We start from the raw sequence: 20,999 nt of genomic DNA, 5'->3' as shown, positions 1-20,999 counted from the left end.
AATCTTTAGAAAAGGAGGAGATGGATTGACTAACGATAAAGAAAATGGCGCGGAAACGGGAGCAAATCATGCAACTGGTGAAGCAACAACGCAATCAGTTAATGATGGTCATTATCATTATCCAGGGCCCATGGAAGAAGGCTATAGCGGAAATACAGGAAGAGCAGTACAGCCTGCCGGGAAAAAAGATCCTGATGTTCCTCAGAACAAAGACACATTTAATTACACCCGTAATGTAAAGTAGATCCGTCCAACATCATATACTTGGAGGTGAAGGAAATGAGTAAAAAGACAGGAAGAGGTCGCATCGCACCAAGTGTTAACCCGCAGGGACATGGAAAAGATGTGGAATTCTCCACCGAGCCTAAAAGCGATCTTGAAAACAAGGCAAAAAAGTCCAATACTAAATAAGCGTATTGGATAAAAATGCGGTCATACTTTATAAGGAAAGCCCTTCTCTTAGTCGAGAGGGGCTTTTATAATCTAGAAGGCTTTATCATCATATTGGTTTGGTTATGGAAAAAATCCAATCCTTACTCCTCGTTTTTTGTCGATGAATCATACGTTTTTGAAGCAGCGGAATGTGAAAGAATAAAAGGATGGGGTTACCGTTAAAAAAATACCAAATACATATACCGCTGTGCTAATATGAAAGACTGAGCTTAAAAAAATGAGAGGAGTTACAAATGAAAATAAATCGATTAATAGCGAACAATATAAGCCATTTAGATTCATCACTGCCAGACGACCAATCATTAGGAATTGCTGGTTTATCAGGTTCCGGGAAGACGACTTTTTGTCAAACCATTGGCGAAGAATCCAAGAAGCGTCTCGTTTCCTTATTGCCGAAGTCTGAATATCAGTATTTATTCCCTAATATTATGGAAACCAACTTCAGTGCCATCAAGATGGAGGAAATGCCGCTGGTCCTTTTTCTCGGCAAATCATCCATTTCAGCTAATCCCCGTTCGACCATTGGCACACATACTGGTGTGTTTAAAGAGATTCGTGTTTGTCTTGCAGAAAAATTCAATCTTTCTCCGGAAGTTTTTTCATTTAATAATGCCTTAGGCTGGTGCCCCACTTGTAAAGGACGCGGTACGACGAAAAACGTCGAATGTCCAAAGTGTGAGGGGAAGCGCTACAATCAAGAAGTCGAGCAATATACCATTGAATTATTAGATCGCCCGCATACTATATCCGATATCAACAACTTAAGCATCGAAACGATCCTTTCACTCGCAGAGACCTTACATATTAGTGAAGCTAAACAGCATATTCTCCAAAATATAATCAATATGAATATTGGTTATTTAGGCTTGAACCGTATTATGGGGACAGTGTCAGGAGGGGAATTAACCCGGCTTTATTTGGCCGAATTCATGGCAACAAGTGAAAATACCGTGATCATCATCGATGAAATCTCCGTCGGTCTTGATCATCAAACCCTTTTGAAAATTTTGGAGCAGATTAAGCAATTAGGTTATAAAAATCAAATTTGGCTCATTGATCACTCAGATACAGTGTTGGATAGCACGGATGACCAATTGTTCTTTGGACCCGGCAGCGGAAAATATGGCGGGAAAATCGTTGAGGAATCACCGCGGCCCAAACCAATCAGCTGGGAACGAAATGAAGCAGCACCAACGGAATACTATCAATTTCAGGATCTTTACTGCCGTAATATTCAAATGGAAGAAATCCGCATTCCCAAGAATAGACTCGTTACCTTTACGGGTGAGTCCGGCTGCGGTAAATCTACACTAGTCAATGAATGCATTTCCAAAGATTTTCAGAAGCGGTATCCAAAGGATAAGCTGGTCATGGTCGGGCAGGACCGAAATAAATCGATCACCAGCCGGTCAACCGTTGCGACGTTTCTTGATATTAAAAAGAAGCTAACCAAATACAGTGATGAAATTGATGATATTTTTCAGCGTTCGATCGAAGATATCATCGAAGAATTGCCATCTGAAGACATCGCACATAAACGTTTGAGCTTATTGATCAAACTTGGGCTTGGTTATTTAACGTTAGAAAGAAAAACACAAACACTATCGACTGGTGAATTTCAATGTGTCCACTTAGTTTCCGAGCTGTTTGCGAAGACAAGAAACCCGCACACGCTGTTCATTTTTGACGAGCCTTCAAAAGGGTTATCGCAAAATATTTTAAACCAATTCATTGACAGTGTCAGGGTCATTCTGGAGGATGAATCCGTCTCCATCATCATGATTGAACATAATGCCTATATGCTGGAAAGCTCGGATTATATCGTGGATTTTGGCAAAAGACAGCTAACGCCTGTCCAGCATCTTGACGTTGTCAGTCATGATGATTATTACAGTCACAAAGACAGTGACGATCGAGTGGAGCCGTTGCATATCTCTTCGACGCTCCGGTCAAAAACTGGTATCGATTATTTACAGGAAAATCATCTGGACTATTTCAAAAACGCAGAGAACGTCTATAAGGGCGGCATTTTAAAAAGCTTATCACCAATCGCTCGCGTGATTTATGGGGAGTATGAGTCCGACACGATTGCACCTGTCATCGCCATTGATCTTGAACGGCACTTGTACAGCCAATATACGTTTCTTTATGAATTGGGCGGAATGATCAACCATATAGTGGCTGCACATCCGACCAATAAAGATACAAGAAGCTTCGATTTCTATTCAGCAGAAAATCATTGTCCAAGCTGTTCGGGACGCCGGGTCATTGAAAAATTCGATTTCGATGTAGTCATACAAGACAAAAACGTGCCATTCTGGGATGGTTTATTACATCCGGACGTGATGGAAGTATTAAAATATTATCAGCATTCCAAACTGCAATTCCTGTTTGATGAGATCAAGAATGAACTCGGTCACGACATTAGTAAAAGCTATAATGAGATGACAGATGCCGAAAAACATACCTTCTTATATGGGTATTGGGAAAAGTCCTTTTACGATAAAGCAGGCAAGGCATCGCGAATTTGGGAAGGGTTCAATTTCATCATTGGGCGTTATATCTTCGTATCGAAATCAATCATTAAAGAGCAGATGAAAGAAACAAAAGAGATGATTGACTGTCCAGTCTGTCAAGGAACGGTTCTCAAACATCATAAAAAGCTGATGTTTGGTGATACGGACATTCGCGAGATCATCCAACAGCCAATTGATCAAGTCATCAAAATTGTAGGAAAGCTGCCGGAACTGGAAAAACTAAAAGCGATTGTGGGCGGCGATATCGCACTCACTGATGATGTCTCATTCCTTCCACGTGAAACAAAAGCAGCGTTGAAAATGCTCGAACTCGAACTAGCAAGCTTCGTCGGCTATGAAGTGGTTTTACAAAATACCCAACCATTCTGGGACAGCATTAAAGGCAATATCGAAGCAATCAGCAGCAAAAATCAGATCACCATCTGTGACTTTGCCAATATTAACGAAACAAGAGAAACCATTATTGATAAATATTTCACCAATGGCAAATACAAAAAACTAACCTATGTCTATGAAGCATTCGGCTACAAAAAAATCGTTACCCAAATCAATAAAATTAAAGCAAGTCATAAATGCCCATTCTGTAATGGCAAGAAAGTCATTTCAGAAGACAACATCCATGACGGTGTGTATAAATTAACGATCCCTTGTGTGAGCTGTCATGCCAGTGGCATCGATGATGAAGGGCGTAAAGAAATCGTCGAAAGCATCGACGTCCAGACCTGGCTGACAGGGAAAGTGAAGGATGTTGTGGCTGAAAGTGAACGTACCGAGGCCGTTGCCGATATCCCCATATTCGCCCGGATTCGTGAATTGAACAAACGAGACATGATGGCGGTTTATCAATGCCTTGACCAGAAAAAATAAATGTAACAGCACTCTATTGAAAATCAAGTTTGTCTACAGTTTTATAAAGGTTTGTACAATTTGACCGTTGATTTCCACTCCAGGCACTCGCTTTCCGCGGGCGGTCCGGGAGCCTCCTCGGCGCCTTTGCGCCTGTGGGGTCTCCCGTGGACTCGCTTTTCCCGCAGGAGTCTCGCACCTTACGTTCCAATCAACTTTGGTTTTAAATTTAAATAAAACCATATTTTTCTACAAACTAAAAGTCCGCCATTTACGGCGGACTTTGTTTATTATTTTCCAGAATGACCTTCATGATAAACGGGGAGTGTTATTGAAATCGTTGTTCCCCTATTCAAAGCGCTAGTTATATGAAGTGTACCATTCATCGTTTGGATGGTCTTGACAGCCACCATTGATCCCAGCCCAGTCCCTTTTTCTTTGGAACTGTAATAAGGCTCGCCAAAACGATTTATTTGTTCCTTGTTCATTCCCACTCCATTGTCACTGATTTCGATTATGATATCGAAATTATTTACATAAGAAACAATACTAAGTTCCCCGCCATTTGGCATTGCCTCTATACCATTCTTGATGAGGTTTAGGAAGCATTGCTTGAAATGTTGAATATTCCCCCGGGTAATGGCTGGAGCCAACTGTTCAGATATCGTAACTAAATTCATGCTAGCCAATGGTTTGATCATTTCAATTACATACCCTATTTCACGGTTAATTGAAATATTATCCACTTTCTCAAGTGCAGGTTTTGCAAATGCTAAGTATTCACTAATTATGGATTCTGCACTATTAAGCTCCCTGACAACATGCTCTATATATTGTTCTTTTACATCCTGAGTCAGATCAGGAGTCTTTAGCAGTTGAACAAATCCTTTCACAACCGTTAAAGGATTTCTAACTTCATGTGAAATGCTGGCTGCAAGCTGACTGACTACCTCCATTTTTTCAAGCCTTATCATTTGTGTCCGGATTAAAATGGCATCCTTTAAAATTTCCATGATATAAACAGCTAAACCAATAATGAAAGGAGGGAGGATGATAAAGTAAAATACATACGCCTCCGTTATTCGAAAATAATCAGACATAGCGAGTGAAATGAAGCTCGTTAGAATTCCAAGAAACAAAATTAATAGTATCGAGCTATTAAGCTTATTTTTCCGATTGAAATTTTTGAATTTGGAAGAAAATAGAGCCGTTATAATAAAGATTACGATATATACAATTAACGTAAGTAAATTAAAGCCATAAAAAGCAAACCTAAAAGATAATATGATGACTAACAGAGCAGCCCCTACAGGCCAACCACCATAAAGGGTCCCTATTATAAAAGGAATTTGCCTGAGATCGTGGACACAATATTCATCGATATAAATAGGAAACTTCATACTTAATATAATAGGAATGCTCATGCATGCAGTAATAAGGGTCTTGCCATACTGACTTAACCTTTTGCCATGATCTATTAAAATGTAATAAATCAAAATACTTACTAAGATATAAAAAAGATTATCTAATATGTTTTGATTGATATAAATAAAATTCATAGGATTCTCCTGAAAAAGTAACCGTTTGGTTTATTATACAAGAATAACACCAAAAAAGAGAATCTTAATAAGTAATTTATTTACAGAACGACATTTAAATTCAAAAAGAATTGGTTAATGTATCTAATAACTTGAATTATTTGCCGATTTATCAGTTGGAAATTTGGTTTTACATAATAAAGGAAATATAATAGGGGTAGAGGTGATTTTATTGAAAAAATGGACAAAAGAAATAGAAATAAATGCCCCAATTGAACAGGTATGGAAGTTTCTTGATGGTTCTGTAGAAAATATGCAAAAAATCATGCCTCAAGTAATTGAACAAAAGCCGGTTAAAATAACGGAAGAAGTGGTTGGAAGCGTATATCGTCAAACATATAGAGAAGGAAAACGAACAGAAGAGTATGATATAGAAACATTGGAATATTTGAATGAGACTAATGAGAAAAAGCTGAAAGTAGGCTTCATACTTGCTAAAATGTTTGATATTACAGCTTTATACGAACTAAATAAAATCAATGACAATAGAACTTCCTTTACATATACAGTCACCAGTCGCCCATTAAAGTGGTTTTTGAAATTACTTTTAGTATTTGCCACCGATAAAGTGGTCGTTGAATTTTTAGATCGTGTCAAAAAGGTAGCTGAAGCGGAAACAAGTACCAACTAGCTCCTCTTCGATAAAGCTAGAAAAATCTTCCCAGCCGGGCACGATTCTGGAGGAATACAGATAGAAAATGATTCATCTTTTTTTGTGAAATTGTGACGTTGATTTCCACTGCAGGCACTCGCTTTCCGCGGGCGGTCCGGGAGCCTCCTCGGCGCTTTGCGCCTGCGGGGTCTCCCTTGGACGCGTATTCCCGCAGGAGTCTCGTACCTTCCGTTCCAATCAACTTGTTTTAAACTTTTAGAACCCCTTTTGTCTACAGTCTTTTGAAGGTATGTGAAAATTAGATTTCCACTGCAGGCACTCGCTTTCCGCGGGCGGTCCGCCCTCGGCGCTTTTGCGCCTGTGGGGTCTCCCTTGGACGCGTATTTCCCGCAGGAGTCTCGCACACCTGCTCCAATCAACTCTGCGTGAAAACTAAGTCGACACAGCAACACAGATAGAAAATGATCCATCTTTATTCAAGGTGGATTCAAACTGAAATACAAGCCACATGGCACTATATGATGCCAATAAAAAAAGCGACCGTGATAAAGGCTTGATCGCTTGTGAAAGATATGGATTATTCAAAAGGCCCTTCCGAAAGAAGGGTCTCTTTATTTAAAGATGAAATGTTACTGCAAGCTTGAACGTCGCTTGTTTCGGGTTGTTATTACATACAGCGTTAGCAAAATGTATGGACTTCTGCTATACCTCGATCTCCATCCCGATGTTCCGTTCTTTCGATTGGCTGTAAACACCTTTTGCCACAGCGAGGTCAAAGTAAGCGGCACCGACTGATTTAAAGAAGGTAATTTCCTCTTCATTTTCCCTGCCTGTTTTGGTCCGCATGACAAGTTCATAAAGCTCCCCGTGTATATCATTAAACGACCAATTTCCCTGATTGGCTGCAGAAATGAGTTCTCCTGCTTCAGCCTTCACGCCCGCCAAATCGTCGACGATAATTTTAGCAGCGCGAGATACCGTGGTATTATCCACTTCTTTCATATACGGCAAGTAAGACCCGACCCCGTTAATGTGTGTACCCGGCTTTACATCCTGCCCATTAAATACAGGCTCGTTCGAGCGGGTTGCACAGCAAATGATATCTGCTTGACGAACAGCTGCTGAAACATCTTCGCAAACTTCAAAAGGAGCGGTTACTCCGAATGCCCGCAGCTTTTCACCGAATTTCTGTGCTTTCTCTGGTGTGCGATTTACTAATAAAATACGCTCAATGTCCCTTACGGCTAACACACCAATTGCTTGTTCAAATCCCATGGCCCCTGTTCCGATGATCGTGAGGACCCGGGCGTCTTTACGAGCAAGAAAGTCTGTGGCAATGCCGCTCAATGCCCCCGTTCTGAGACGTGTTAAATAGGAGGCATTCAACAATGCTAAGTGTTCGCCATTTTCTGCATCTGACAGCAAGATGACTCCTTGTGTTGTGGCCATCCCCCTTGAAGGATTCTTTGGAAAAATCGTAACAACTTTGACTGCCGAAACTTCTTCAGATAAATCAGCGCTTGGCATGTAAAGGGCCGATGCCTCGTGTTGAGGAAAATCAAGAACTGTGCGATGAGGGTTGTCTATTCGTTGAGCACCGTGAGCACGTAATACGGCCTTTATATCCGCTATTGCGTCTTTCATTCCATATGATTGTTGAATTTCCTTCTCGCTTATTACCAACATTCAATTGTCCTCCTTGAAGTGAAAAATCCATAGATTACATGGCACTAGTATTATGTGTTTCGTCTAATTTCTGATTGCTGCGATCCTTAACTGCCCAAATCGCTGCTAGTGACAGGACAGATGCAAAAATAATATAAAGGGCGACAGGAACATAGGAGTTATTAAATCTATTAAGTAAAGCCGTTGCAACTAGCGGCGCTGTTCCTCCTGCCAGAGCTGCTCCGATTTGATAGCCAAGCGTGATGCCGGTATAACGGATCTTTGCATCGAAAATTTCCGAGAACATCGTTCCAAGAACAGCTGTGATGGGAGCCCAAATAACTCCTAAACCTATCACTGTTGCAACGATTAATAGCAGTACCGATTTTTGCTGCAGCAACCAGAAGTATGGGAATGCAAACAGTGCCATCCCAATCGTTCCGCCTATAAACAGCTTTTTGCGGCCAATCTTATCAGATAAATTCCCCATGATAGGTATTAAAATCGTTGTTATAATTGTCGCAATCATGACTGCAGTTAATGTAGCTGTCCGGGAGAAACCGAGATTTGCAGTAGCATATGATACGACAAACGTGCTGAAAATATAAAATGGAGCTGTTTCTACCACTTTGGCTCCGACGGCGATAAGCACTTCACGCCAATAATTCTTAAGAGTTTCCACAATCGGCAGCTTTGGAACTTCTCCCGATTCCTTCACTTTCTTGAAAGACGGTGTTTCATCAATTCCTTTACGAATCCATAGGCCGAAAAATACTAGCAGAGCACTAAAAATGAATGGGATACGCCATCCCCAAGTCATGAATGCGTTTTCAGGAAGCAGTGTCATAATAGATAAGGCAACGGTTCCAAGCAGCATTCCTATCGTAACACCCATCTGAGGAATGGCCCCGAACAAGCCCCGTTTCTCAGCGGGAGCATATTCAACGGCCAATAAAAGCGCGCCTCCCCATTCACCGCCAATTCCCAGACCTTGTACTAAGCGCAACGTGATTAATAAAATCGGCGCCCAAATCCCAACGGCTTGATACGTAGGAAGAAGACCCATCCCAAATGTTGCGACACCCATTAAACTAAGTGTTAAAACAAGGGTTTTCTTTCTCCCGATACGATCGCCAATATGGCTGAAAATCACTCCGCCAAAGGGGCGGATGAAGAATGCTAACGCAAAGGATGCATAGGAAAGCAACAGCCCTATTGTCGGATCCTCATTCACGAAGAATAGCTGATTAAACACGAGAGCTGCAACGGTCCCATATAAAAAATAGTCAAACCACTCAATCGAACTTCCGACTAAACTCGCGACTAATATTCGCCGCATTTGTTTCTTCTCCATCATGAGTCACCCCGTTAAAATTGAAGTGTCACTTCAATTTATTATTTCCTTTATTGTAAATAATTTATAATTTTCTGTCAATTATTTTATTAATGACAGAACATTCATTAAAATTTGTACTGTATAATGAAGCTAGATACTATGTAAAAAAAGGGGGCATCTCTATGCCTTTTGATTCAATCGGGGAAAAAATGAAATCATTGAGGAAAGAGCGAAAACTAACATTAAAGAGCCTTGCTGAACAAACAGGCGTTTCGATCAGCTTTTTATCACAAGTAGAACGGGGTAAATCAAGCGTCACATTAGAGTCATTAAAAAAAATCGCTGATACATTGGATGTCAGCCCAAGTTTCTTTTTTTCTGAGGACCGCTCCCAGGAAAATTCAGATTATAATCATGAACAATTTCACTATCAGAATTTATCCAGCGGCATTCGTGATGCTGTTTTTTCGCCTATTCTTGTCACCTTAAAGCCAGGTGAAAATAAAGGAAGCGCCTTTTCTCATAGCGGACATGAATTCTTATTCATTATCGAAGGGAAGTTAACAGTGGAAATAGAGGGAGAAAGAATGGAACTCCATGAACAGCAGTCGTTCATGTTCGATGCTAGAAAAGCCCATTACTGGTTTAACTTCTCGGATCAAAATGTCCGGTTTTTGGTTGTGTCGTCGAAATAACGTCACGGTGCTGTGGAATAAAAGTATATCCAGTTAACGAAACATGTCGTACAAAAGGATAGATGTTACACAGCAAGGAATATGAGTAACACAATGTCGAATAAGAAAAATATGTTGTCTCCTCTTGTCTGATTACTGTAAATGAAACAAACAGTAAGCTTCGACGAACGGCTTCGGTAAAATCATGAAATTTTATTTAGGATATATTGAGTTCTGGAGGGAGCTGTATTATGCAAAAGGCAATCGTAGTTTATTATCTTACCGAAAAGAAGAATAACTTAAGTGATTTAAATCAACTTTTGCAAGAGGGATGGAAGGTTGTCTCTCAGAGTGCTATGTCAGGTGCAGGTGGCGGTGGAGCAGTTTATTCACTTGTTACAATAGAGAAAGATTAGGAAACAAAGCTTCGGGATTCATTGCCACTAACGGGAAACGATAGTTCAATTAACCGCCTATTCAAAGGGCGGTTTTCTTCCCCCAAGAGTGAAGGGAAATCACCACATTCTTGGGGGCTATTGTGATGCAGTCGATTAAGGCTAATCATCAATCCATCGTTTCGCTCCTATTTTCTATGCCAAATAACCAACGAAGTGACTGAATGAAGTAGTTAGTAAAGAATAGGTCATCATGAGTTCCTTTTGGATCTGACGCGAATAATAGATTAGATTCCGAATAGCCTTCCTTGATAAATTCAAGGTGGGCTTTCTTCGTGTAGTCAACCATATGCTTTTGTATCGTTTTTTTATAAATTCCCTCTAATTCCCCGACATATAAATAGAGTTGATGATTTTGACGATTCACTGTTGGTTTGAGATGGATATTTCCTTGCCGTTCAATCTTTTCTCCTTGAAGATAGCGAAGAACGTCCTCGTACCAAAAGGAAGATGATAATGAGATATATTGATGGAATACATCTGGATAATAATAGGAGGCGAAAATCGAAACAAGTCCTCCTAATGAGCAGCCGGAAATAGCTGTATGTGAAGGCTCGGGGTTGGTAGCATAATGGGCATCTATATATGGTTTTATTTCGGTTACGACAGTATGTAAATAAACCTGCGCTCGTCCTTCAAATGCGGAAGCATGCGGTGCAAGTGATGGTGCTTCCCACGGCGTATAGTCATTTTTGCGATCAATGGGTTCAATTCCAATAACGATAAGCGGTTCAATTTGCCCTGAAAGTATTAAATGATCGATATAGTTTGCAGCTTGCTTGGCAGTTTCTCCACCATCATGCATATAGATCGTTCGGTATTTCTTGGTTTGATCGTAACCTGAGGGCAAGATGACACATACCTCATAGTTGGCAATTTTCTCATCAAGGTATCGAATCATGTATTTTCCTCAACGTCCTTTTAGAACATTCGTATTTTTGAAGTTTAGAAAAAAATAAATGATAATGATAACCATTATCATTTATAATTATAATACACTCTCAGTAATTTTGAAAGGAATATCCGATTATCTAAGAATGGCAGCCAATAGAAAGCGGGAGCTTAATAGGGTTGGAAGTCTTTAACTGTTAATTTGTGTCTTTGCATTAGGTCCTCATTAGTTGATAAAATGATTTATCAGCTGTGTTTCTTTGATGAAACGATAATGTGGAGCGCTATACTTACCTTGCAACAAATAGAAAGTGGGATTTTATGATTAACCTGGATCAAGTGAGTAAAAAATTTTCACAATTTCAGGCTATTAAGTCTGTTACTTTAACCATACCTAAAGGTGAAATTCATGGAATAATCGGAGCAAGCGGAGCAGGGAAATCAACGTTGCTGCGGTTAATGAATTTGTTGGAGACCCCAGATGCGGGCGAAGTGGAGGTAAACGGCCAAAGGTTGACAACATTGAACAATAAAGCACTTCGAGGGGCACGGAAGTCGATTGGCATGATCTTTCAGCATTTTAATCTTGTGGCAAATAAAACGGTTTATGACAATGTGGCAGCCTCTTTAGAGCTGGCAAATTATCCAAAGAAGGAACGTCGGAGCCGTGTTGTAGAGTGTCTTCAATTTGTCGGATTGGAGGGTGAGATGGAGAGATATCCTGCACAATTAAGCGGGGGACAAAAGCAGCGTGTTGCCATTGCAAGGGCATTGGCAAATAACCCGCAAGTGTTGTTATGTGATGAACCGACCTCTTCCCTTGATCCAAATACAACGGCTGAAATATTAGATGTGCTAGAGAACATAAACAAACGCTTCGGTGTGACGATTGTCATTGTTAGTCATGAGCTGGATGTCATTAAAAGTGTATGCAATCGAGTATCGATCATGGCAGATGGAGAGATTTATGACACGGTCATAATCGAACCAACCGGGATTCAAAAAAAGGATAATCGTCCAGAATACTTTATCGAACAATTAGCAGAGAATGGTGGGCGAGGCCATGCCTGAGATTTTAATTCAATATGAGGCAGAAATTTGGCAGTCGATTGGAGAAACCATTACGATGGTTGGTGTGTCCATTTTAGCTGCGATTTTGATTGGATTGCCTGTCGGGACCTTGCTATTTCTTTTTAGGAAGGGTCATTTGCTTGAAAATCCGTGGGCTTTCTCAATTTTAAATTTACTTGTGAATATTATTCGTTCATTCCCATTTTTATTATTGGTTGTTTTTTTAATCCCGTTTACAAGGCTCATAATCGGCACAGCCATTGGTACAGCAGCTGCTTGCGTTCCATTAGCGATCATCGCCATTGCCCATTATTCGCGATTGGTCGAGCAATCTTTAATGGACGTGCCAAAGGGTGTGATCGAGGCAGCCATTTCCATGGGGGCTTCCGTTAAGGGTGTCATATTTAAATTTCTTTACGTGGAGGCTCGTTCAGGGCTAGTCCTCGGACTCACAACATCGATTATCAGCTTTATTTCCTATTCAACGATCATGGGAGTGGTCGGAGGCGGCGGTATCGGCGACTTTGCCATCAGGTATGGCTACCAGCAGTTTAAAACAGAGCTAATGATTTATATGATTATCATTATGATTATTCTAGTACAGCTTATCCAATTCATTGGAACAGCAATAGCCGGAATGATTGATAAAAGATAAATAATGGAGGGAAACATCATGAAAAAAATACTCTTTCTCATGGCAGCAATTATGTTGTTTTTAGTAGGATGTGGAAAGACGAATGAAGTAAAAGAGAAAGAAAATGCGCAGAATCAGGAGAAGGAAGAGGTTACATTGAAAGTGGCCTCACTCATTCCCCCAATGACGGAAATCCTTGAGCTTGTTAAACCAAAGCTGGCAGAGGAGGGCATTAACCTGGAAATGGTTGTATTAAGTGATAATGTGCAGCCTAACACCGCACTAGCGGCAAAAGAAGTGGATGTGAACTTCTTCCAACACGTTCCATATATGGAGGAATTCAATCGAAACAAAAATGCCGAGCTAGTACCGGTGAAACCCATTTATTTTGCCAATTATGGGGTGTACTCCAAAGAATACGATTCAATGGATAAATTGCCAGAGGGTGCCGTTATTGCCATTGCAAATGATGTGTCGAATATCGATCGTTCATTGGCCTTGCTGGCACAGCATAAAGTTATCACTTTAAAGGAAAAAAAGGGTCCATACTATACAATGTCTGATATCACGGAGAACCCTAAAAACTATAAGTTCAAAGAAGTGGATTTATTAATGCTAGCGAGAACGTATGACGAAGCAGATGCGATCGTGATAACACCTGCTTACGCTGCACCGCTTGGTTTGACACCAAAAAATGACGCCCTTCTCACAGAAGGTGTTGAAAATGACTTTGCGATTACATTAGTGGCACGCAAGGATAACGTGGATTCTGAGCCAGTCCAAAAGTTGGCCAAGGCCATGACAAGCCCGGAGGTACGCAAATTTTTAGAAGAGAAATATAGTGAAACGGCCATTCCGGCATTTTAATTTTGATACAAAGAAAGGGCTATTCCTTCAACAGGAATAGCCCTTATTTACGTTTCAGTTTAACTTTGCAAATTTTGTGGCTCCTGGAAAATTACAAAGCATAAAGAAATATTCTAATATCCTACCTTCTTTATACTATAAATCCGTTTAATAAAAAGTCCCTTCATTTCTTGAATAAATATAGAAACTCTTCTAAAATATATTTAGTCCATAATTTTACAGTGAATAAAAATATTACATAGAAATGAATAAGAAAAGAAGTTGAAAGGACTTTCCATTATGTCGATGATCTACGAATCTCAAACACTAGTTTCTGCCATACAAACGCGTGTCGGACAATATAAGGACCTGAAAGAACAGCTCACAGAATTAAAAAAAGGATTTGAGAGTATTGTTCATTTGGATGATGAGCTGCAGGGGCAAGGAGCAGAGGCCATCAAAGGGTTTTACAAAGCACAGATCGATGTCGTGGATTCTTGGCTGCGTCTGATCAATCGGCATGTTGCCTTTTTAAGTGGAATTCAAGGAGATACAATCGAAGCGAACCTTAGTGAAACCGTAGTTACGGTCCCTTTTTTAGAGGAAGAGCTGACAAATGCGACTCGAAATTCCAAGGAAATGGTCACAGCCCAGAAAAACGATCTGAAAAAAATATTAGCTGGAATTGATGATATCATTCAGTTAGAGCCTTTTTCCGATGATGCGTTCTTTGAAAATATCGAGAAGGCTGAAACAAAACGGACCGAAACGATAGACAAAGTAAACGAAATCGATCATAAGTGGACGACTGAATACGCTAAATCCGAAGCGGACCAAGCGGCAGTGACGGCACTCATGGAGCAATTGAAAGTATCCAGTACAAGGGGAGGAGTAGTATCCCCTCTCTATTTTAATGCAGCGGCTTATAAAAGTAGTGAAGCCTATAAAAACCTGGAAGTAAGGAAAAAAGAAACCGCGCAATATCTCAAGGTTAAGAAAGAGGAAGCAGAGAATCGCCGGATCAAAGACTTGAAGGCACAACTCGATCATGTAACAGATCCAGATGAGTTCCTCAAAATCGCCAAGCAGATCGGGTACGAAAACTTAGCGCCCACCCAGCAGCAATATGTCATGCAGCTAGAAGCATCCAAGCAAACCGCAGACATCGCAAAAGGAATCGGCGTAGGCCTGTATGATGTAGGTAAAGACTTTGTGACAGGAGTTTGGGACTTCGTCACAGATCCCGGGGAAACGGTTGAAGGTGTGGCAAACTCGATCATGCACCCGATTCAAACCTATAAATATATATCCAAATCCATCTCCGACTCATATGAACGGGATATGGTAAATGGAGATGCCTATTCGCGGTCTCATTGGGTAACTTATGCCCTCGGAACAGTCGTCACATCAGTAGTAGGAACAAAAGGCGCAGGTGCGGTAGCGAAGACTGGGGTAGCCACTACAAAAGCCGCTGCAGTAAAAGGCGTTACGAAAGCAAAAGAACTGGCCACAATTCCTAACCTATTGCCATACAATCCTAAAAACCAACTGTCGTTGGCAGGGGGAGTACCTTATAATGTGGTTAATGGTGTTGGGTTGAAGGATCAGCTTATATCTAAGGCTCAAAAAGTCTCAGATCCAACAAGAAAACCATTTACAGGGAAAAATATATCCCTACCTTGGTTGAATAATGAAAAATATAATGCTGTTGAAGTACAAGGGAAAGTTAAAGCAAAAGGTAAGATAAAAGATATAGACAGAAGAGTGTATCAGATTAAAGATTTAGACATTGATAGAGTTGATCCGAAATCTAACAAGACCAATTTACAGCTGATGAAGAAGGGGAATGCACCGTTTGCAAACGACGGATCTAAAATCAATTTACATCATTTAATACAAGAAGAACCTGGCACTATGTTAGAGATACCAGAGAGTCTACACAGACAGTATAGTAAAGTCATACATGGATTGAAAAATAATGGAGAAAGTTTTAGAAACTCTCCTGAACTTTCGAGTCAATATAAAGCTTTCCATAGAAAGTATTGGAAGTGGAGAGCCATGCAATACGATATCTAAGATTAGAAGGTGATTTAGTTGAATTATTCTGAGTTACAAGAACTTATAAAGGAATATGGTCAAGGCGATGATTTTACTGGTGGTGTAAGTGAAGACAAAGTTAAAGAAACTGAAAATAAATTACAGGTTTCACTTCCGGAAAGTTACAAATGGTTTTTAAGAAACTATGGCTCAGGAGGAATTTTTGGTGTAGATATAATAGGGTATGACTTAGTAGGTCCATCAGTAGTAGATGCCACTAAAGATTATCAAAAGTATTATAAATTAATTGACGGGATAGTGGTTATAGAAAGTGTTGATGAATTTGCTTACTGTCTCGATACTAATAAAATGCAAAATGGAGAATGCCCAGTGATTCTTTGGGATAACCAAGAAGGATATGGTTTTACCGCAGCTGATAATTTCCTAGACTACTTGATTGAAAGTCTTGAAGAGGCAAAAGAAAACTGGGATGAAGATGAAGAAGATTGGTAAAAGCTGAAGGTAATAGTTATTTATCATGAATTGTTATAAAGTAAGAAATGTTTTAATATAAGAAGAAGTGGATAGAGCCTTTCGAATTCAAAGGTACTATCCATTTTTTTGTTCATTAGGATTTACCTTAAACACCCATATCTTCTTAAGGCTGATAGAATGGAACGAAACAGCTTATTAAAACAATTGAAAGAAGTACTGGAAATGGCGTTCTAATAATCTAGAGTGGGGTGATTAATCATGAATAATGAACTATTAGAATTGATAAATCAATATATGGAAAAAGGAGACTTTATTGGAGAAGTTTCTGATGATGACATAGCGAGAGCAGAGAAATTACTGGAAGTGAATTTCCCACCAGAATATAAAGATTTTGTTAAAAAGTTTGGTTCCGGAGGGATATGTGGAGTTGACGTACTTGGTGTTGAAGGAGCAGACTACACCTCTGTAGTTGAAAGTACAAAGCGTTATAGAACGTTAGGTTTACCAAAAAAATATGTTATTATAGAGAATGTTGATGAGTTTGTTTATTGTTTAAGCACAATAGATGAACATAATGTAGTGCGATGGGATGATATAAGCAAAAAAGAATTAAATAGATATACAACTTTTAATGAATTTTTACAAGATAGCTTTAAACAGGCAATTGATAACTGGGATTGATGGTTGTATCATCATGGAGTTGTATGACGAAACTTAGTTATAAAAATAAGAATTGAAGAAGACATTTAAAACTTACGAAGTATAGTTAGAGGGAACAAACCAACTAACGAAATTAAACAAGCGAGTTGGCTTAAACAATTTTGTGAATTATTTATAAAGAACACGATGAAGCACTTGGTTGCCTTTTAGGCAAAAGGTGCTTTTTGCTTTTTAGCATGAAGTAAAAGAATTAGCCTCAATTCCTAATCTATTGCCTTACAATTTTAAAAACCAACTGATGAGTACCTTATAATGTGGTTAATGGTGCGGGGTTAAAGGATCAGCTCATTTCTATGGCGAGAGTGGAGTAGGAAATTAGTGGTAAGGGTATAGATAATCAAGTTAGTAATTTATATAGAGGAGATAGTTTACTACATTCTCCTAAAAGACCTAATGGAATAGGTAAGCCTTTTATTGCAGATTCAGGTAATTTAGTTCCTGCAAACACTAAAGGATTGTATAAAGGACGTCAAGTTACTGTTATAGAGCACATTTTAGGTGGTTGTAGAAAGGGGAAAAATCAAATAGCCCTTATACCAGTGTTACCGTTAACAAAAACATAATTGAAGGTTATGTCCAATATGGACATATACTCTCGGAAAATCATAATTGAGATTTAGAGAAAAAAATGACTTTATAACTATTAAAAATACAAAAAATGGATATATACCCACTTATTACTGTGGAATTCTTACATTTATCACAACGTGGAATTTTAAATATGGTAAGATAATCTTATCTTTATTATTGTAATAATGTGTGTGAAATGATTATATTTGCTAATTTTTTATAAATCACTGCTTATAAAAGGTGGAAACAATGAAATGAATGATTTTGTAACTTATTTAAATTCCTTGAATAATGCAAATAGCTCTAATGAAAATGCTTTAGCTGAAGCGCAAGTAACAAATAAATTTTACAAAGATTTTCATATTGATCGAAACTTGGGTAGTTACCTTGTCCAGCAATTGAAAAAGAAACCTACTTGTGTAATTCTTACTGGTCACGCGGGGGATGGAAAGACTAGCTTAGTATATCAAGTATTAAAAAGCTTTGATATTTTTAATGAACAAGAGGGATTAAAAAAATATGATCAAAAGTATTCTAGCGAAATAGATCGTGAGTTATTTTATATTAAGGATATGAGTGAATTAGCTGAAAGTGAACAAATAAAACTCTTAGAAAAAGCTCTTTCAGGGAAACAACAGGATATTTCTTCTATAGTTGTTTCTAATACCGGTCCATTAATGGCAACATTTAAACATTTGATAAAACAGGGACGAATTAGCGAGGTTACAGAAGATAACGTAGAGATGCAACTTTTAGAACTCATGGATAAAAACGAAGGATTAGAAGTTAAGATAGGGAATTATGAAATCTTATTAGTAAATATGGCACGTATTGATAATGTGGTTTTAGTTCCCCAAATAATTGAGCGTATTACTTCAGAGAACCTTTGGGAACCCTGTTCAATGTGTTCAAAAAGTGATGGTTGTCCAATTTATAATAATTATTTATCAGTTAAAGAGAATAAAGAGAATATCGTACATTTTATAACAAGCTATTATCGTTGGTTGTTTGAATCAGATAGAAGATTAACTATCCGTCAGATTATAGCACAATTATCCTATGCGATGACAGGGAATCAAAATTGTAATTCTAATATGGATTCAGAGTCGATATTTAGATATCACTTTAGTAACTTGTTTTTCGGGTTTAATGGTCTTTATATAAATGAAGAGGCTAAGCAAATTCGTGCTATAAAAGAGCTTCAACAGTTAGAAATAGATAGTAAAGAAACAATTTTTGATTATGACTACTTTGTCAAAAATGATTTCTCTCATTTAACCACTTTATCTAATTTTGTTATTTCTAAAGAATGGAATACAAAAATGCAGAAATATAAGTTAAAACCTACAGAATATATGAAAACTGAAGAACCTTATTTGCTTAGAAAAGCAGTTCGCAGAATGAATATACTCTTTCGTCAAAATGACCGAGAAACTTTAAATCAGTTACTTGATGAATTATTTTCTCCAATCTTCAGCAAATATATTACTTATCATGAAAGAAAATGGAACATTAAAGAAAGTAGAAATATGAAGGCAACTATAATTAAAGCTTTGCATTATATTCTTGTGGGTACACACTCAGAAAAGCAAAATGAGAAAATTTATTTACCTTTACAACGTTATGGTACAGGAATGCAGAATGTTCAATTATTACTAGGGGAGCTAGAGGGAAATGATATTTCTATCATTCAAAAATATACTGAGTCAGTTTTTGACTCTGATGAGAATCATTATGAAATCTTCATAAGTTTTTCTAGTAAAAGAGAATATAAAGTTCCTTTAATGTTATTAGATTACTTTGATCTTATTTCAAAAGGGGCTGTTTCCACTAAACTTAATCCTTCTTTAAGCCATGGTATTAATAAAATGAAGTCTCAGCTATTTATAGATTATAAATATCGAGACGAGAATGAAATAATTAGACTATTAATCCATACATTAAAAGGAACTAGGTTAATGAAACTTCAGATTGATGAGGCAGAAATATTTGTTGATTAAGGGGATGGTAGAATGTCTTTAACGATGCATCAAAATAAGATTTTCCCTGAATTATCGGGAAAAGAAATCACTAAAGAGAATATACAAATCCAAACTTATGGACAGAGATTATATAAAGACCAAACTCTATATGAATATTTACTAGAGTTTTTAGTTATCTTTTGTTCACCGAAGAATACAGGCAAAGACAAAGAGGTTAAAAATTCTAAATTTGCTTTCGAATTTTCTATGAATACTGAAAATGAAAAAATAAATTATTATCCATCCCCAAGAATGGGATTGAAAAGATTTACATTTTTAAAACGAAGTGAGTTAGAAAAGCGGTTTAAAGTAGATATAGATGCACTTGAAGAGCATAGGGGACTACTAGATGAGAAAATTAATGTAGATGATTCTACATTCAGAAGCGAGTTCGTGTTAGATATTTTACAAGATCTATTATATGGATTTAACGCTATAATCGGTAAGCGTTCATGGTTCGCACAATCTCTACTTCCTGTGGCACCTGAGCTCATTTTTTGTGAAGCGATAGGAAAAAAAGCAGATAGAGCACAAATGGGAGAAGACACATTGTTAAAAGACATTGATGGAAAGTTCAATTTCACCGACAGAGCGTTTATGGCTAGAGGTGGTGAGGTGTATTATCTTCATGTTCTGCAAGGTCTAGAGGAGCGACCAGATTTAAAAGAGGAATTAGAATCGCTGCTATCCCAATTGATTAACAGCGTCCCTCAATTAAGTAGTATTTCACAATTCATTCATAATACATGGAGAAATGAAAAATTTTCTGAGTTAATGTCCGAAGAAGGAGCTCAGTTAGATAAGATTGATTATGTTACAAAGACTATGGAGTGGATTCCTGATACCTATCGGTTAAGGTCTGCAAATACAGTTTTAGAATTAAAGAACCTTCTAGCCTCTTCTATTAATATATTAGAAAAGATTGACATGATGTCTTCTCTAATAGCATTACAAATTATGAGAATGATGTGTTTGCAAGCTCAGATAAAATTAGAAGGTAAGGATAACTGTGAATGGCTAATTGATGTTATTAATGACTCTGGAAATCAAATTCGTAAGTTGGCTGTATCTTCGTATGAAAGATTAGAGGAAAATGTTTTTCGTGCTGTTCATCAAGCAAATATTAAAGAATATAATGTTAAGCAGAGAGATGAAGAGAGTATATATGAGGATGCCTCAAAGGACACTAATAGACTTATTAGAAAACTAGGAAAACAACTTGGGTTTATAGTGCCACCAAAAGGTGGGAATATGAGGTTTGGTATTAACGAAGAGATTGTAAAAGTTATAGTATTAGCTATTGTTCCCCCAGGAGAAAGAATGTTATATACAACATTCTTATCGAAATGCTATGAACACTTTAAAATAATTATAGGTTCTAAAGAGGCACAGAGCCATTGGTCAGATAACAATCATTTAGATTTGACGATGTTTAATGTGAATTCGGAAAAATTCCAGGGTTTACTTAAAAGTTGTGGTTTTCTACGAGACCTATCTGATTCAACTTCTATTGTAGAAAATCCGTTTCAGGAGTGAA

The 20,999-nt window shown here is 38.2% G+C and carries 18 protein-coding genes; 14 read left to right on the top strand and 4 right to left on the bottom strand.

Features of this window, described 5'->3' with window-relative positions; all coding sequences use genetic code 11:
- Nucleotides 1-25: 25 nt before the first annotated feature.
- The 3 genes from AC1DIV_RS14280 (at nucleotide 26) to AC1DIV_RS14270 (ending at nucleotide 3,857) form a co-directional block, all read left to right on the top strand.
- Nucleotides 26-244, top strand: a complete 219-nt coding sequence (locus AC1DIV_RS14280; RefSeq protein WP_252267611.1) for a hypothetical protein — start codon at nucleotides 26-28, stop codon at nucleotides 242-244.
- A gap of 35 nt (nucleotides 245-279) precedes the next feature.
- Entirely contained in the window at nucleotides 280-411 is a 132-nt protein-coding gene (gene sspL, locus AC1DIV_RS14275) for a small, acid-soluble spore protein L (RefSeq protein ID WP_034304091.1), read from the top strand.
- A gap of 275 nt (nucleotides 412-686) precedes the next feature.
- Nucleotides 687-3,857 carry an ATP-binding cassette domain-containing protein gene (locus tag AC1DIV_RS14270; RefSeq protein ID WP_477576640.1) on the top strand — a complete coding sequence of 1,057 codons (3,171 nt, stop codon included), beginning with the start codon at nucleotides 687-689 and terminating at the stop codon, nucleotides 3,855-3,857.
- Between the two features lie 269 nt (nucleotides 3,858-4,126).
- On the opposite strand, the gene AC1DIV_RS14265 is transcribed toward AC1DIV_RS14270, so the two are convergent.
- Nucleotides 4,127-5,395 (bottom strand): ATP-binding protein, encoded by a 1,269-nt coding sequence (locus AC1DIV_RS14265; RefSeq protein ID WP_477576638.1) that lies wholly within the window; start codon nucleotides 5,393-5,395, stop codon nucleotides 4,127-4,129.
- Between the two features lie 211 nt (nucleotides 5,396-5,606).
- Between AC1DIV_RS14265 and AC1DIV_RS14260 the strand changes: the two genes are divergently transcribed.
- Nucleotides 5,607-6,065 (top strand): SRPBCC family protein, encoded by a 459-nt coding sequence (locus AC1DIV_RS14260; RefSeq protein ID WP_477576636.1) that lies wholly within the window; start codon nucleotides 5,607-5,609, stop codon nucleotides 6,063-6,065.
- A gap of 684 nt (nucleotides 6,066-6,749) precedes the next feature.
- Here AC1DIV_RS14260 and AC1DIV_RS14255 read toward each other — a convergent pair.
- Nucleotides 6,750-7,733, bottom strand: coding sequence for an ornithine cyclodeaminase family protein (locus AC1DIV_RS14255; RefSeq protein ID WP_477576634.1), 984 nt, complete (start codon nucleotides 7,731-7,733; stop codon nucleotides 6,750-6,752).
- 34 nt (nucleotides 7,734-7,767) lie between these two features.
- Nucleotides 7,768-9,066 carry an MFS transporter gene (locus AC1DIV_RS14250; protein WP_477576632.1) on the bottom strand — a complete coding sequence of 433 codons (1,299 nt, stop codon included), beginning with the start codon at nucleotides 9,064-9,066 and terminating at the stop codon, nucleotides 7,768-7,770.
- 164 nt (nucleotides 9,067-9,230) lie between these two features.
- On the opposite strand from AC1DIV_RS14250, the gene AC1DIV_RS14245 reads away from it, so the two are divergent.
- Together AC1DIV_RS14245 and AC1DIV_RS14240 are read left to right on the top strand one after the other, a co-directional pair.
- A complete protein-coding gene (locus AC1DIV_RS14245; protein WP_096340110.1) occupies nucleotides 9,231-9,743 on the top strand; it encodes a helix-turn-helix domain-containing protein in 513 nt (170 codons plus the stop codon).
- 230 nt (nucleotides 9,744-9,973) lie between these two features.
- Nucleotides 9,974-10,138: a hypothetical protein gene (locus AC1DIV_RS14240; RefSeq protein WP_164855093.1), complete on the top strand. Its 165-nt coding sequence runs from the start codon at nucleotides 9,974-9,976 to the stop codon at nucleotides 10,136-10,138.
- 148 nt (nucleotides 10,139-10,286) lie between these two features.
- Here the strand turns inward: AC1DIV_RS14240 and AC1DIV_RS14235 are convergent, their stop codons facing one another.
- Complete coding sequence (locus AC1DIV_RS14235; RefSeq protein ID WP_477576630.1) at nucleotides 10,287-11,078, bottom strand: alpha/beta hydrolase; 792 nt, start codon at nucleotides 11,076-11,078, stop codon at nucleotides 10,287-10,289.
- A 311-nt stretch (nucleotides 11,079-11,389) separates the two neighbouring features.
- Between AC1DIV_RS14235 and AC1DIV_RS14230 the strand changes: the two genes are divergently transcribed.
- From AC1DIV_RS14230 to AC1DIV_RS14195, 8 genes are all read left to right on the top strand, one after another.
- The gene (locus tag AC1DIV_RS14230; protein ID WP_477576628.1) at nucleotides 11,390-12,139 is read left to right on the top strand and encodes a methionine ABC transporter ATP-binding protein; all 750 of its coding nucleotides are present in this window, start codon (nucleotides 11,390-11,392) and stop codon (nucleotides 12,137-12,139) included.
- On the top strand, nucleotides 12,132-12,794 hold the full coding sequence (locus AC1DIV_RS14225; RefSeq protein ID WP_477576626.1) for a methionine ABC transporter permease: 663 nt from the start codon (nucleotides 12,132-12,134) through the stop codon (nucleotides 12,792-12,794). The genes AC1DIV_RS14230 and AC1DIV_RS14225 overlap by 8 nt, the downstream gene beginning before the upstream one ends.
- A gap of 18 nt (nucleotides 12,795-12,812) precedes the next feature.
- Nucleotides 12,813-13,640 (top strand): MetQ/NlpA family ABC transporter substrate-binding protein, encoded by an 828-nt coding sequence (locus AC1DIV_RS14220; protein ID WP_063594653.1) that lies wholly within the window; start codon nucleotides 12,813-12,815, stop codon nucleotides 13,638-13,640.
- Nucleotides 13,641-13,919: 279 nt separating this feature from the next.
- A complete protein-coding gene (locus AC1DIV_RS14215) occupies nucleotides 13,920-15,695 on the top strand; it encodes a T7SS effector LXG polymorphic toxin (protein ID WP_477576624.1) in 1,776 nt (591 codons plus the stop codon).
- 18 nt (nucleotides 15,696-15,713) lie between these two features.
- Nucleotides 15,714-16,169: an SMI1/KNR4 family protein gene (locus tag AC1DIV_RS14210; RefSeq protein WP_367240211.1), complete on the top strand. Its 456-nt coding sequence runs from the start codon at nucleotides 15,714-15,716 to the stop codon at nucleotides 16,167-16,169.
- A 240-nt stretch (nucleotides 16,170-16,409) separates the two neighbouring features.
- The gene (locus tag AC1DIV_RS14205; RefSeq protein ID WP_477576622.1) at nucleotides 16,410-16,832 is read left to right on the top strand and encodes an SMI1/KNR4 family protein; all 423 of its coding nucleotides are present in this window, start codon (nucleotides 16,410-16,412) and stop codon (nucleotides 16,830-16,832) included.
- 863 nt (nucleotides 16,833-17,695) lie between these two features.
- Nucleotides 17,696-19,441: a hypothetical protein gene (locus AC1DIV_RS14200; protein WP_477576620.1), complete on the top strand. Its 1,746-nt coding sequence runs from the start codon at nucleotides 17,696-17,698 to the stop codon at nucleotides 19,439-19,441.
- Nucleotides 19,442-19,453: 12 nt separating this feature from the next.
- Nucleotides 19,454-20,998 carry a hypothetical protein gene (locus tag AC1DIV_RS14195; RefSeq protein WP_477576618.1) on the top strand — a complete coding sequence of 515 codons (1,545 nt, stop codon included), beginning with the start codon at nucleotides 19,454-19,456 and terminating at the stop codon, nucleotides 20,996-20,998.
- Nucleotide 20,999: the final 1 nt, after the last annotated feature.

The organism is Peribacillus sp. 05N428 (genome assembly GCF_056397085.1).
Note: the sequence above shows the minus strand (reverse complement) of the source record. Positions and strands in the feature narration are given on the sequence as shown.